Source organism: Sphaerisporangium rhizosphaerae, assembly GCF_042665155.1.
Taxonomy (GTDB): domain Bacteria; phylum Actinomycetota; class Actinomycetes; order Streptosporangiales; family Streptosporangiaceae; genus Sphaerisporangium; species Sphaerisporangium rhizosphaerae.
On the sequence record NZ_JBHTCG010000007.1, the window covers coordinates 272,688 to 286,350 of the forward strand.

General features: G+C 71.0%; 11 protein-coding genes and 1 riboswitch. Of the genes, 3 read left to right on the forward strand and 8 right to left on the reverse strand.

Going from position 1 to position 13,663, the window contains the following annotated elements; genetic code table 11:
* Positions 1 to 72 precede the first annotated feature (72 nt).
* The 6 genes from ACFQSB_RS13450 to ACFQSB_RS13475 form a co-directional block, all read right to left on the reverse strand.
* On the reverse strand, positions 73 to 1,092 hold the full coding sequence (locus tag ACFQSB_RS13450; protein WP_380826659.1) for a LacI family DNA-binding transcriptional regulator: 1,020 nt from the start codon (positions 1,090 to 1,092) through the stop codon (positions 73 to 75).
* Positions 1,093 to 1,122: 30 nt separating this feature from the next.
* Positions 1,123 to 2,556, reverse strand: coding sequence for a GH1 family beta-glucosidase (locus ACFQSB_RS13455; RefSeq protein ID WP_380826661.1), 1,434 nt, complete (start codon positions 2,554 to 2,556; stop codon positions 1,123 to 1,125).
* Complete coding sequence (locus ACFQSB_RS13460; protein WP_380826662.1) at positions 2,553 to 3,437, reverse strand: carbohydrate ABC transporter permease; 885 nt, start codon at positions 3,435 to 3,437, stop codon at positions 2,553 to 2,555. Before ACFQSB_RS13460 ends, ACFQSB_RS13455 begins: the two co-directional genes overlap by 4 nt.
* Positions 3,434 to 4,414, reverse strand: a complete 981-nt coding sequence (locus ACFQSB_RS13465; RefSeq protein ID WP_354836145.1) for a carbohydrate ABC transporter permease — start codon at positions 4,412 to 4,414, stop codon at positions 3,434 to 3,436. The genes ACFQSB_RS13460 and ACFQSB_RS13465 overlap by 4 nt, the downstream gene beginning before the upstream one ends.
* A 247-nt stretch (positions 4,415 to 4,661) precedes the next feature.
* Positions 4,662 to 5,999, reverse strand: coding sequence for an ABC transporter substrate-binding protein (locus tag ACFQSB_RS13470; protein ID WP_354924409.1), 1,338 nt, complete (start codon positions 5,997 to 5,999; stop codon positions 4,662 to 4,664).
* 559 nt (positions 6,000 to 6,558) lie between these two features.
* Positions 6,559 to 7,266: a CHAP domain-containing protein gene (locus tag ACFQSB_RS13475; RefSeq protein ID WP_380826760.1), complete on the reverse strand. Its 708-nt coding sequence runs from the start codon at positions 7,264 to 7,266 to the stop codon at positions 6,559 to 6,561.
* Positions 7,267 to 7,278: 12 nt separating this feature from the next.
* Positions 7,279 to 7,428: riboswitch (cyclic di-AMP (ydaO/yuaA leader) on the reverse strand.
* Between the two features lie 506 nt (positions 7,429 to 7,934).
* Here ACFQSB_RS13475 and ACFQSB_RS13480 point away from each other — a divergent pair.
* From ACFQSB_RS13480 to ACFQSB_RS13490, 3 genes are all read left to right on the forward strand, one after another.
* Entirely contained in the window at positions 7,935 to 8,921 is a 987-nt protein-coding gene (locus tag ACFQSB_RS13480) for a hypothetical protein (RefSeq protein WP_380826665.1), read from the forward strand.
* A 14-nt stretch (positions 8,922 to 8,935) separates the two neighbouring features.
* Positions 8,936 to 10,129 (forward strand): DUF6716 putative glycosyltransferase, encoded by a 1,194-nt coding sequence (locus ACFQSB_RS13485; protein ID WP_380826667.1) that lies wholly within the window; start codon positions 8,936 to 8,938, stop codon positions 10,127 to 10,129.
* Between the two features lie 168 nt (positions 10,130 to 10,297).
* The gene (locus tag ACFQSB_RS13490) at positions 10,298 to 11,389 is read left to right on the forward strand and encodes an endo-1,4-beta-xylanase (RefSeq protein WP_380826669.1); all 1,092 of its coding nucleotides are present in this window, start codon (positions 10,298 to 10,300) and stop codon (positions 11,387 to 11,389) included.
* Here ACFQSB_RS13490 and ACFQSB_RS13495 read toward each other — a convergent pair.
* Positions 11,386 to 12,663, reverse strand: a complete 1,278-nt coding sequence (locus ACFQSB_RS13495; RefSeq protein ID WP_380826670.1) for a polysialyltransferase family glycosyltransferase — start codon at positions 12,661 to 12,663, stop codon at positions 11,386 to 11,388. The two genes, ACFQSB_RS13490 and ACFQSB_RS13495, sit on opposite strands and share 4 nt — an antisense overlap.
* Complete coding sequence (locus ACFQSB_RS13500; RefSeq protein WP_380826671.1) at positions 12,660 to 13,622, reverse strand: glycosyltransferase family 2 protein; 963 nt, start codon at positions 13,620 to 13,622, stop codon at positions 12,660 to 12,662. Before ACFQSB_RS13500 ends, ACFQSB_RS13495 begins: the two co-directional genes overlap by 4 nt.
* Positions 13,623 to 13,663 lie beyond the last annotated feature (41 nt).

Sequence of the window (13,663 nt, forward strand, 5' to 3'; positions counted from 1 at the left end):
TTCGGGGGGTGGGGGCGCGCGACGGCCCGGGCTCCCGGCCGCACGGGCTGCCCGGGCCGCGCCTTTGGGGGGTCAGGCCGAGCCGCGCTCGACCAGATGGGTGTCCAATATCACGACGGGCTGCTCCAGCCGCTCGCCGTTGATGCGGCAGACGAGCAGCTGCGCCATCTGGCGGCCCATGTCCTCGGTCGGCTGGTGGACGCTGGTGAGCGGCGGCACGGTGTGCGCGGCCACCGCCGAGTCGTCGAAGCCGATCACCGCGACATCGTCCGGGATGATCTTGCCGTGGTCCTTGAGCACCCTCATCGCGCCGAAGGCCATCGGGTCGGAGGCGGTGAACACCGCGTCCAGCGCCGGGTGCTGCTGGAGCAGGCGCTCCATCGCCGACACGCCGCTGGCCTCGCTGAAGTCTCCGTAGGCGACGATCTCCTGCATGCCGGTGGCCAGCAGCGCGTCGCGGTAGCCGGCCAGACGGTCGACGCCCACGCCCATGTCCTGGGAGCCGGCGATGGTCGCGATGCGCCGCCTGCCCCGGCCGAGCAGGTACTTGACCGCCTGCCGGGCGCCGGCCCGGTTGTCCATGTCGACGTAGCTGAACGGGGTGAAGCCCACCGGGCGGCCGCCGAGGACGGTCGGCACGCCCATCTCCTCCAGCCGGCCGGGCAGCGGGTCGGCGCCGTGCAGGGAGATCAGCAGCACGCCGTCCACGTGCTGCCCGGTGAGGTAGAGCTCCAGGCGCTCGTGCTCGTCGCGCGACTGCGCCATCGTCAAGATGAGCTGCAGGCCGGTCTCCGACAGCGACGAGCCGATGCCGCGGATGATGCCCGCGAAGAACGGCTCGTCGAAGATGCGCTGCTCGGACTCCGACACCACCAGCGCGATCGTGTCCGTGCGCCTGGTGACCAGGGTGCGCGCCGCCCGGTTCGGCACGTAGCCGAGTTCGTCGATCGCCTGCTGCACCGCTTCGCGCGCCTTGTCGCTCACCTTCGGCGAGCCGTTGATGACGCGAGACACGGTGCCGCGGCCGACGCCCGCGCGAGCGGCGACGGCCTCAAGGGTCGGTCGCGCTCCCGAGCGGCGGTCCCCGTTCATCAAAGTAGCCCCCTCCTGACAGTTAACGCCTTATTCTGCCGGACCCAGCAACCCGCCTCTGCGGATCGTGTCGGCGTACCAGAAGGCGCTGGCCTTGGGGGTTCTGCGCTGGCTCTCGTAGTCGACGTACACCAGTCCGAACCGCTTGCCGTAGCCCCAGGCCCACTCGAAATTGTCCATCAGGGACCAGGCGAAGTATCCCTTGAGCGGGATGCCCGCCTCGATGGCGGCGTGGCAGGTGCGCAGGTGCGCCTCGATGTAGGCCAGGCGCTTCTGGTCGTCGACCGACCCGTCGGCCACGACGTCGTCGAACGCGGCGCCGTTCTCGGAGATGACCAGGGGGATGCTCGGGTATTCGGTGGCGACCCGCTGGAGCACCTCGTACAGGCCGAGATCGTCGATCTCCCAGCCCATCGAGGTGACCGGCCGGCCGCCGTTGACGAACGACACGTGCTCGTTGCCGGGCCACGGCGAGCCGGCGCCGGTCGGGGCGGCGGCGGCCGAGGCGGCGCCTCCGGGCTTGCCCGACACGGTGAACCGGCTGTAGTAGTTCACCATCAGGGTGTCGAACGGCGTGGAGATGGTCTCCATGTCGCCGTCCTGGATGAAGTCGATGTCGGTGACCGCGCTCAGGTCCGCGAGGACGTCCTCGGGGTAGGAGCCCTTCAGCAGCGCGTCCAGGAAGAAGCGGTTCTGCAGGCCGTCGATGCGCCGCGCGGCGTCCAGGTCGGCGGCGTCGTCGCTCGCCGGGCTGATCGCGTACAGGTTCACCGAGCCGCCGATGCGCGCGTCGGCGCCCTGGGCGCGCAGCGCCTGGACGGCCAGGCCGTGGGCGAGGTTGAGGTGGTGGGCGGCCCTGATCGAGGCGGCCGGCTCACGGCGTCCCGGCGCGTGCTCGCCGGAGGAGTAGCCGAGGAAGGCGGCGCACCAGGGCTCGTTGACGGTGCTCCACTGCTTGACGCGGTCGCCGAGCGCCTGGTGGACGCAGGCGGCGAAGTCGGCGAAGCGCTTCGACGTGTCGCGTGCGGGCCAGCCGCCGAGGTCTTCAAGTGCCTGGGGAAGGTCCCAGTGGTACAGGGTCAGCCAGGGCTCGATGCCGTTGGCCAGCAGCTCGTCCACCAGCCGCCGGTAGAAGTCCAGGCCGGCCTGGTTCACCGTGCCGGCGCCGTCCGGCATGATCCGCGGCCAGGACACCGAGAAGCGGTAGGCGGTCAGCCCGAGCTCGGCCATGACGGCCACGTCGTCCCGGTAGCGGCGGTAGTGGTCGATGGCCACATCGGCGTTCTCGCCGTTGAGGATGCGGCCCGGCTGCCGGACGAACGTGTCCCAGATGGAGGTCCCGCGCCCGTCCACGTCGGTGGACCCTTCGATCTGGTACGCCGAGGTGGCGGCGCCCCAGACGAAGCCGGTGGGGAACGCGAGGGCGGGGATGCCGGTCTGGGGTTGAGTCTCCTGCGTGGTCACGCTTTGACCGCACCTTCCATGAGTCCGCCGACGATCTGCCGGCCGAACGCGACGAAAACGACAATGAGCGGTAGTACGGAAAGGGCCGTTCCGGTGAAGATCAGGACGTAGTCCGTGCTGTGGGCCGCGGTGAGGAAGCTGATCGACACCTGAACCGTGGGGTTCTCCGGGCTCAGGACGATCAGGGGCCACATGAACTCGTTCCAGTTGAGCATGAAGGTCTGCAGCGCCAGCACGGCCATGCCGGGCCGGACGGCGGGCAGGATCACGTTCCACCAGATGCGCATGGTGGACGCGCCGTCCACCCGCGCCGCCTCGACCAGCTCCTCGGGCACGGCCTGATCGGTGTACTGCGTCATCATGAAGACGCCGAAGCCGTTGAGCAGGTAGGGCAGGATGACGGCCTTGAGCGTGCCCGTCCAGCCGAGGGTCACCATGAGCTGGTAGAGCGGGACGATGCCCATTTGCTGGAGCGGCACCATCATCGTGATGAGGATGGAGCCGAGCAGCAGGTTGCGGCCGCGGAAGTGGAGTCTGGCGAAGGCGAATCCCGCGAACGTCGAGATGAGCACGACGGAGAGCGTCACCGTCGAGGTGACGATCAGCGAGTTCACCAGACCCGTGATGAAGTGCGCGTCCTCGGTCTCGAGCACGCGCTGGATGTTGGCGCCGAGGTTGCCGCCGGGGAGCAGCGGCGGGGGCACCTCCACCGCGTCGGAGTTGGTCCGCGACGCGATGATGATCATCCAGTAGATCGGGAAGATCGACAGCAGGACGGTGAAGCCCAGGGCGATCTTCGTCAGGGGGGTGGCGCGGAACGGGTCCCGCTTGCTGCGCGCCTTGCCCCTCTGCGCCGGCCTGACCTGCGTGATCGCGGTCACTTGCTGCCTCCGATCCGGCGGACGAACGTGTAGTTGATCCCGACGCCGAGGAGGATCAGCAGGAACAGCAGCCAGGCGGCCGCGGCGGCGTAGCCGTAGTTGAAGTTCCGGAAGCCCTGCTCGACGATGTACATGGCGATCGTCTGGAACTGGCCGGTGGCCCCGCCGTCCATCCGGTTGCTGGCGAACATCACCGGCTCGGCGAACAGGGTGAGCCCGCCGATCGTCGAGACGAACACGGTGAAGATGATCGTCGGGCGGATCATCGGCAGGGTGATCTGCCAGAACTGGCGGCGCGGGGAGGCCCCGTCGATGGACGCCGCCTCGTACAGGTCGCGGGGGATGGTCTGCATGCCCGCGAGGTAGATGATCGCGTTGTAGCCGGTCCAGCGCCAGTCGACCATGGTGGCGATGGCGGTCCAGGACGACCACTTGGCGCTCTGCCAGTCGATGTGCTGGTCGACGCCCACGAAGCCGAGCAGCCAGTTGAACAGGCCGAAGTCGCGGCCGTAGAGCTGGGTGAACACGATGGCGACGGCGACGACCGAGGTCACCAGCGGCACCAGGACGCCCAGCCGGAAGAACAGCCGGCCGCGAAGGCGCTTGTTGAGCGCGTTGGCGAGCATGAGCGCGAGGACGAGCTGTGGCACCGTGGCGAGGACGAAGATGCCGACGGTGTTGATCACCGCGTTCCAGAAGTCCTCGTCCGCCAGGAGCTTGGTGTAGTTCGCCAGGCCGGTGAAGGAGGCGTCTCCGCCGGCCAGTCCGTAGTCCTGGAGCGACACCCACAGGGTGAACACCAGGGGGAACAGACCGAAGATCGCGAAGAGCAGGAAGTACGGGGAGATCAGGAAGTACGGGGTCGCCTTGATGTCGAACTGCGACCAGATACTGCGGCGGGAGCGCGCCTGGTGGCGTCCCGGCCGGGGCGGCGGAGGCGCCGGATCCGCCCGCTGCGTGTGGAGGTTGACGCTCATCGGATTTCCGGGGCGCTCCCTGGCCGGCGGCCACGGGGAGGAGCCCCATTCTCCTTCTTCTCGTCGGTAACGGTCGATCGTGTGCCCGCTACCAAGCGATAACCAAGCTCGGCATCGGTACGACTGGACGAGTGCCTCGCGGGGCGTAGGCGGTGGTGGGTTCCACCACCGCCACGCCGCTCACTACGGCAGGTCACCGGTTCGCCGGGGCGGTGAGCCCCGGCGAACCGGTGAGGACCGGGGAGGATCAGCCCGCCGCCTTCTGGCCCGCCTCGACGAACTTCTGCCAGGCCTGGGCCACGGGCACCGAGCCCTGCTCCATGCCGTTGAGGACCTGCTCCACCTCGCGCTTGACCTGCGCGTGCTTCTCACCGAGGAAGATCGGCTGAAGCGACTTGATGGACGGCCCGAAGATCTTGCCGATGGGCGCGTTGTTGAAGTACTCGTTGTTCACGCTCTGGAGCTCGGGGTTGTCCTGCGCCGGGATGGTGCTGGGCAGGTTGCCGCCCTCCTTGAACGCCATGAGCTGGGCGTCGGGGCTGGTCAGGTAGCTGGCCAGCTCGGCGGCCTCCTTCGGGTGCTTGGACTGCTTGGGCACCGCGAGCCAGGAGCCGCCCCAGTTGCCGCCGCCGCCGGGCACGGTCGCGACGTCCCACTTGCCCTTGAACTTGTCACCGGCGTTGCCCGAGACCACGCCGAGCATCCAGCCGGGGCAGCCCAGGGTCGCGAACTGCGACTTGACGAAGCCGGTGTTCCAGCCGTCGGTGAAGTTCTGCAGCTTGGCGGTCAGGCCGTCCTGGCTGATCTTCGTGGCGAGGTCGAACGCGGACTTGACGGCCGGGTTCTTGTCCACGATGAGCTGCTGGTTCTTGTCGAAGTAGGTGACGTTGCCGTTCTTGGCGGCCTCCTGCGCCAGCACCACGTTGTAGATGGTGTTGATGCTGTCGACGAACTTGGCGTCCTTGACCTTGGACTGGAACTGCTGGCCGGCCTTGATGAAGTCCTCCCAGCCGCCGCTCCACAGCTTGCCGACCTCGTCGCGGTCGGTGGGAAGCCCGGCCTGCTTGAACAGGTCGGAGCGGTAGCAGATGCTCATGCCGCCGACGTCGGTGCCGAGGGCGAACAGCTTGCCCTCGGTGTTGATGCCGTTCTCCCACTTCCAGGCGGGGAAGTCGGCCTGGCGGCTCTGCAGGCCGTACTGGCCGAGGTCGGTGAAGAACTGGGGACGGGCCTTGGCCAGACCCATGCCGCCCTCGTCGATGCCGACGACGTCGCCGGCGCCGGTGCCCGACTGCAGCCACTGCAGCATCTGCGGCCAGTAGACGTTCTCAAAGCTGTCGGTGAGGTTGTTGTACTTCACCTGAACGTTGGGGTGATCGCTGTTCCACTTGGCGACCGCGGCCTTGTAGCCGAAGTTGGTCCCGCCGCCGAAGGTCTGCAGCGTAAGGGTGATCTTCTCGGCCGCGGCCGAGGACGAGCCACCGGTGCTGGTGTTCCCGCCGTCCCCGCCGGAGCTGCACGCGGCGGTGATGCCGAGTGCGACCGTCATCACCGATGCGACCGCGAGTGTCTTCCCGCGGCGCATATTGTTCATCATTCCGGACCCCTCTCAGGTGGTTGCCCGATCTTTGGGAGGTGCATCGAGGGCCGGCCCCGACAGTCGGGCCCACGATGGCTGGATCCCTCAGTCGTGATCTCGCGGGGGTGAGCCTGCGAGCGATATTTGGGAGCGCTCCCACGAAGGGTCCCCGACGGGCAATGCTGGCGTCAATATGCCGAAACCTAACTGTTACTCCTGGGGCGGTTAGCGCTGAGAAAACCGTAGAGTAGCCCCCATAAGGCCCTTTCGCAGCATTGGGAGCGCTCCCACCGCTTCGGCACAGTCGGGCGCAAATCATCCATGCGCCACGGCGCACGGGCTTCGCCGGGCTCCCTGGCCACCGCGCGCGGGCTCCGCCGAGGTCCTGGGGGCGCGGCGCGCGGGCTGCGCGGCGTTCCGGCCGGCCCGCCGGAGCGATGGGAACGAGCGCCGGCGCCGCGCGGCCGGGGGAGTGGGCCGGCCGTGCGGCGCCGGGAGGCGTCCTTCGCGGGGAGGCGGGCGGGACGCCGCGGAAAGGTGGAACGAGGGCGGCGGGCCGCCGAGGTCAGGCGGCGTAGCCGGGGTAGCCGTATCCGACGATCTGCGAGGCCGGCCTGGTGCGGATCTCGACCCTGCCGCCGTCGGTGTTGCCCTCGACGGTGCGGATGGTGCCGTCGCCGTTGTCCTTGATGACGAAGCCGACGTGCTCGATGCCGTCGATGCTCTTGTCGCCGTTGAAGGAGAAGAACACGACCGCGCCGGGCTTGGGCGTGGTGCCCCAGCGGTCCCGCGCGGCGAACCACTTGGCGTGGGCGACGGTGTAGGCGTCGGCGCCGACGGTGTCCTGCAGGCCCATCTGCGCGCCCACCCAGGAGACGAACATGTCGCACCAGGCGGCGTCGGCGTAGTCGGCGATCGTGCCGCTGTCGCGCGCCACGGTCTCCCTGGCGCGCGGGGAGCTCATGTACCAGGCGTGGAACTTGGTGCCGCCGCCGCTGCCGTTCTCGCTGATGCCGACCTGCTTCTCGGCCAGTGCCAGCAACTGCTCGGCGGAGACCTGCCGGGACGGCAGCCCCGCCTTCGCCGCCTCCTGCCGCGCGACGGCGACGATGCCGCTCTTGGGAGAGGCGGCGTCGGCCTGGGGAGAGGAGTCGGCGTTCGCCGCAAGGGCGGTGCCGGTGACAACCTGGGCGAGCACGAGCCCGCCGAACGCGACGGCCTTCAACTGGTTCTTCGGGGCATCCAGAAGCCGATGTACGGTCGTGACGAACATGGACAAGCTGAGACTCCTTCTTCCTGCCGCCTACCGGGTTAGCTGACGGGTTCGGACGTGAAGGTTCGTCCTACGGGCGCGTCCGTGGGCGGGCGCGCCTGATTCACCCCAAGAAGGTGGGTCCCCGGCTCCGCGTGGGCGCGGACTCGACGGAGGCGCGTGACGGTGGGAGAGGGGTCTCTCCGCAGAGGACCGGCCGCGCCGGGCGATATCGACGGCACGGGCGGGTCGCTCAGAGAAGCGGTCTCCCGTGCCGGGATTCCTCCGAGAGTAATACATCGGACAAACCACATGCAAGTGGGACAAAGCTCTCGTCCGTTCTGGCCTTCTCATGGCAAAGCCAGGCACGCGGCCCGGCGAGAATGCGCGTCGGGCGCGGTTGACCTGCCGCGACGCGGGTAAGGTGCCGCCGATCCGGGCCCCGCGGGCGCGGACACGCCTCCCGGGGGCGTCCGGGCCCAGTGATACTCGGAGCCTGCGACGCCTCCTGTGTCAAGTGGGGCCCGCGTTGCTCCTGTGACTCCTGGGAGCCGCCCGCATCCGACAACGGCCGGGCCGCCGTCGGCCGCCGTTCATCGTCTGTTCCCTATTACGTAGGGTCGCGGGGCTAGGTTGCATGCGTCGTGAACGTGTCAATGCCCGGCGTGGAGAGGAACGGTCGAAGCCGCGTGCGGGAGCAGGGGTCGGCCGTCGCCTGGGTGGAGTCTCCGCTCCAGTTGCTGTGCGCGGTCGAGGCGCGGCACGCGGGGCTGATCGGGCCGGACACCCGCGTGGTGACCCGCGGCAGGCTGCCCGGCCTGCGCGTCACCCGCGCCGAGCTGGACGCGCTGGAACTGCCGGCCGGGCTGAGCATCCAGGCCGCCGATCAGGGCATGCCCCGTCCCGGCCGCCGCGACGCCTGGGTCCTCGGGGACGCCTTCTCCGGCAGGATGCAGCTCACCTCGCTGACGGCCTTCCCCACCCGCATGGTCATCGTCGACGACGGCCTGGCCACCATCCGCCTGCTGGAGCTGCTGACCGCGGGCCTGGCCACCCCTCTGCTGCGCGCCCGCGCCGCGGCCAAGCCGTCCCGCCTGGTCCTGGGCGTCGCCGCGGGGATCCGCCTGCGCGCCGCGGCGAGGGCCGGACGGCTCACCGTCTTCACCGCCCTGCCCGTCCCCGCCGCCCTGGCCGACGCCGTGCGCGGGCTCGGGGCCGAGCTGGTCACCCACGACTTCGCCTGGCTGCGCTCCCAGCCGGTGGTCGCCCACCCCCGGCCCCGCGAGAACACGGTGGTCCTCGGCACCTCGCTGGTGCGCAACGGGCTGATCCACCGCGACCGCTACCTGTCCTGGCTGTTCGCCCTCGAAGGGCCCCTGGCCTACTACCCGCACCGCAGGGAGGACCCCGGCGACCTGGCCGCGGTCCGCGACCACCCCGGGGTCACCGTGTACGACGCCGGGGCGCCGGTCGAGATGACCCTGCGCGACCTGCGCCCCGGCCAGCGCGTTCTCAGCCTGCCGTCCACGGCCGTCACCTCGCTGCGCGTGCTGCTCGCCGCCCGAGGGGTGCCCGTCCAGACCGTGGAGGTGCCCGACGACTGGTGGACTCCCTCCGCGTCGGTCTCCCTCCGATCGCATCTCCAGATGTTCGCGCACGAAAGGGCTTCTCCTTGAGCCGGGTTCTCGCTGTGGCCGATTCGGACTCGTATCTGAAATGGGCGGCGGGTCTTCTCGACCAGCTACCGGCCGGTTGGACATCGACGCTGGCCGTCGTGCGCACGCCGATCGTGCCGTCCCCGGCCCAGATCACCGCCGCCGTCAGCGGCACCCGCTCCGGCGCGGCCGAGCCGCCCGCCGTGGTGTCGGCGCGGGCGCTGCGCCGCATCGCCGAACGCGACCGGCCCGACGCCATCCTGCTGGCCTGCACGGGACCGGTGGTCGACGTGCTGGCCGGCGACGTGTTCGGCGGGCTCTCGCCGCGGCCGGTGCTGGTGTCGGGGCTGCCGGGCATCTCCATCCCCGCCACGGAGAAGGCCTGGCTGTACCGCGGGGCCTGCGACCTGTTCGTCGTGCACAGCGGCAGGGAGGTGGAGGAGTTCGGCCGCATCGGCAGGGAACTGGGCGCCACCGGGTCGATGGCCCTGGCCCGCCTGCCCTACCTGGACCATCGGACGGCCGGCGGCGGGACGGGCGACCGCCTGGTGTTCGCCACCCAGGCCAAGGTGCCCAAGCGGCGCGAGGACCGCGAGAGCATCCTGCTGGCCCTCGCCCGGCTGGCCGAGGCCCGTCCGGGCCTGGACGTCGTGGTCAAGCTGCGCGCCCTTGAGAACGAGCGCCAGACCCACAACGAGCGCTACCACTACGAGCGCCTGTGGCGGTCGCTGGCCGAATCCGGCGCGGTGCGTCCCGGCTCGGTGCGCTTCGCCGCCGGCGCCATGCACGAGCACCTGGCCGCCGCGGCGGGATTCGTGACGGTCAGCTCCACCGCGGCCCTGGAGGCGATCGCCGGCCGCGTCCCGCTGCTGGTCCTTTCGGACTTCGGGGTCAGCGCCGAGATGATCAACCTGGTGTTCGAGGACAGCGGGTGCCTGGGCACCCTGGAAGACCTGGCGCGCGGCGACCTGCGGCACCCGACGGCCGCCTGGTGCGACGCCAACTACTTCCACGACCCGGCCACCAGCGACTGGGTGGCCAGGCTCGGCTCCCTGATCGCCGAGGCGCGCGCGGGGCGGCTCGCCCCGGTGCGGCCGCTGCTCACCGGACCCGAGCACGCGGCCGCCCGGCGGCGGGCCCGCCTGCGGGTGGAGGTGCCGCCGAACGTGCTGCGCGCCGGTTACCGCGCGAGCCGCCGCGTGCGCCGCTACCTCAAGGCGCTGGGCTGAACACCGGACGGGACGGCGTGAAACTTTCGCGCCGCCCCGTCCGCATCAGTGGTGGCATGGGCGCTGCGGCCCCCGTCCGCGCTGCGGAACATGACGCGCCACGTTGACAACTCCCGGCGTCCGGTCACAATCAGTGACGTCAACGCCCCTGGTGACGGGAGGACGGTCATGGCGGGAAATCCCGGGTCGGAGGTCGCCATGCGCCGCTCCCTCGCGCGCGCGGCGATCGCCGCCTTCGCGGTCATCGGCGCGGTGGCCTCACCACCGCTGACGGCGGCCCCGGCAGGCGCCGCGGCCGCCACGCTGGGAGGGGCGGCCGCGGCCACCGGCCGCTACTTCGGCGCGGCCGTCGGCGCCTCCCATCTCGGCGAGGCGCCCTACGCGGCCGTGCTCGACCGGGAGTTCACCTCCGTGACGCCCGAGAACGAGATGCACTGGGACGCGGTGGAACCGGTGCGCGGCCAGTTCAACTTCACGCCGGCCGACGCCATCGTCGCCCACGCCCAGAGCAAGGGCATGCGAGTGCGCGGGCACAGCCTGGTCGACTCCCCGCACACGGCCTGGACGGGCAACCTGCTGACCGCCCAGGACACCTACCAGGCGCTCACCGCCCACATCGCCGCGGTGGCCGGCCACTTCCGAGGGAAGATCCACAGCTGGGACGTGGTGAACGAGGCGTTCGCCGACTCGGGTGGCGTGCGCCCCGGCCTGTTCCAGCGGCGCCTCGGCGACTCCTACATCGAGACGGCCTTCCGGGCCGCCCGCGCCGCCGACCCGGCCGCCCGGCTGTGCCTCAACGACTACGGCATCGAGGATCCGGCGGCCGCCAAGACCCGCGGCGTGCTGGCCATGGTCAAGGACTTCAAGACGCGGGGCGTGCCGATCGACTGCGTCGGGCTGGAGTCGCACTTCACCGCGACGACGCCGGTGCCGGCCGGGTACGCCCAGACCATCGCCCAGTTCGCGGCGCTCGGTGTGGAGGTCCAGATCACCGAGCTGGACATCGAGGGCTCGGGCGCCGCCCAGGCCCAGGCCTACGGCAGGGCGGTCACCGCCTGCGTGTCGGTGCCGCGCTGCACCGGCGTCACCGTGTGGGGGGTGACCGACAGGTACTCCTGGCGCAGTGGCGGCACGCCCCTGCCTTTCGACCGCGACTACAACAAGAAGCAGGCGTATTACTCCGCGCTGTCCGCCTTCGCCATTTGCGGGGCCCCGGCGGCCGCGGCCGATGGCGCGGTGGCGGCCGCCCGGCGCTGCTAGCGGGACAGGGCGCGGCGCAGGCGCGAGAGGGGACGGGACTTGGCCGGTTCGGGCGCGGGCAGCAGGCCGACCGAGGCCAGCCGCCGGTTCTTGAAGTAGCGGGCCTGCGGGCCGTTGGCCTCGATGTAGCGGGCCGCGGCCTCGCGCAGCGCCGGGTAGTGCTCGCTCTGCATGCAGAAGCCCACCGCCTCCACCAGCGCGCGCAGGTCGCTCCGATCGCCGGTCGGCGGCTCGGTGATCGAGCCGTCCGGCGCCAGGCGCGGCACGGTGGCGTCGACGATCGTCACCGGGATTCGGTTGCTGTTCTCGTAGGGCGCCAGCCGCTCCAGCACCAGCTCGCAGCCCATGGTCGCGATCGGCAGGCCGAACAGCCGGCGCGCGGTCATCAGAGCGGTGGAGAAGCATCCGACCACCAGTCGCGGGCGCAACGCCAGGAAGCACACCTCGGCCGGCACGGTGTCGCCGGCCACGCACAGGTCGACCCCGAGCTCCCGCGCGACCGCGCGCAGCAGGCGGGCGTGGTGGCCGCCCGCCGCCGGGTGCGGCTTGAACAGCACGCTGCGGTGGCCGCGCGCGGCGAGGGCGCGCAGCATCCCGGCGTGCAGCTCGGCCTCCTCCTCGGCGGTGACGATGTCCAGCGCCGACAGGTACTGGCCCAGGATGATCGCCTCGCCGTACAGCCCCTCGACGGCGGGCATCTCCTCCAGCACCCGCAGGAACGCCTCGTCCGGTAGCGGCTCGGGCGCGACCCCGACCTCGCGCAGCAGCAGCGGCGTGAGCTCGGGCACCAGGTCCAGGTGGAGCAGCCGGGTGATCCGGCCGGAGATCTCCAGCGGCAGCGGGTCGCGGGTCGGACCGTAGCTCATCAGGCCGTCGGAGTACACCGTGATCGGGCAGTCGCGGACCAGCGCCGCAACCGTCCTGGCCGGCGGCACCGCCACCGACTCCAGCACCAGCTCGGCGGCCCCCTCGCCCAGTGCGAGGTGGCCGCGCACCAGGCGCTCCAGCATGGGCACCTCGATGACGCGCGCCTTCCAGTCGGAAGGGTGCAGCGGGGCGATGATGTCGTTCCACGACCAGACCTCGTCGAACCGGGGCCGTAGCGCCGCGAACCCCGGGGCCTCGTCCAGGGACGGGGTCACCTCGGGGATCGCGGCGTTGTTGGACACCAGCAGCACCCGGCGGCCGTCGTGCGGGCCGAACCTGCCCGCGTCCATGGCCGCCGCCAGCGTCATCGTCCCGAACAGGGTGGAGCTGTAGAAGACCTGCGTCATGGCGAACGCTCCTCGGGCTGTCTGAGAGGTCGGGGGAGCAGCGGCCCGAGCAGGGCCTGCCGCTCCTCGTCCAGCCCCGTCTGCCCGAGCAGGTCCGCCGGGAGGCCGGCCAGGACGTCCCGCGCCCTGTCCTCGAAGCGGGCACGCAGCGCGGGGGAGAACCGGTCGCCGAGCTCCAGGTGGTGGGCCAGCAGCGCGCAGAAGGTGCGCACCGCCTTGGGCTGCAGGTGCGGCTCGCCCTCGATCTGCTTGAACACCAGGTCGAAGGCGTCGAAGAAGTGCAGTTGCCGTTCGTCGCCGACCTGGGTCAGGGAGGTGGACACCAGCCGCCGGTAGAACACCCCGGCGATGGAGGCCACCGCGAACGACCGCGCCTCGCGGTGCAGCCGCCAGATCCACGGCCGGTCCTCGGCGGTGTGCAGGTGCCCCGGGAAGGCGAGCAGGTCGCCCAGCGAGCGCCGGTACACCCCCGCCCACGCGTAGGGGTAGTCCACCATCGTCCGCGCGTCGGCCGGCAGGATGCGGTCGCGCGGGTCGAGCACCACGCCCCGCCGGGCCTCCGGCGCGCGGTGCACGGTGCGCTTGCGCCCCTCCACCTGCACGTGGTCCACCCGGACGAAGTCGCAGCCCAGGCCCTCGATCGCCTCGACGAGCCGGGAGAGGTACCCCCGGCCCAGCCAGTCGTCGCCGTCCAGGAAGGTGAGATACCGGCCCGAGGCGAGGGACAGGCCGGCGTTGCGGGCGTCGGCCAGCCCCGCGGGAGAGCTGTTGCGCAGCACGGTCAACCCCGGCAGGTCGTCGCGGAAGTCGTCGATGACCTGCGGGGTCGCGTCCACCGAGCCGTCGTCGACGACGATGAACTCGAAGTCGGGCCGCGCGTTGTGCCGCAGTGAGGCCAGCGTGTCGCCGATGAACGGCGCCGCGTCCCGCACCGGCACCACGACCGACAGCGTGATCACCGGCGTCCTCCGGTGCGCGTCGCCGCGCCGCCTCCCGCCGC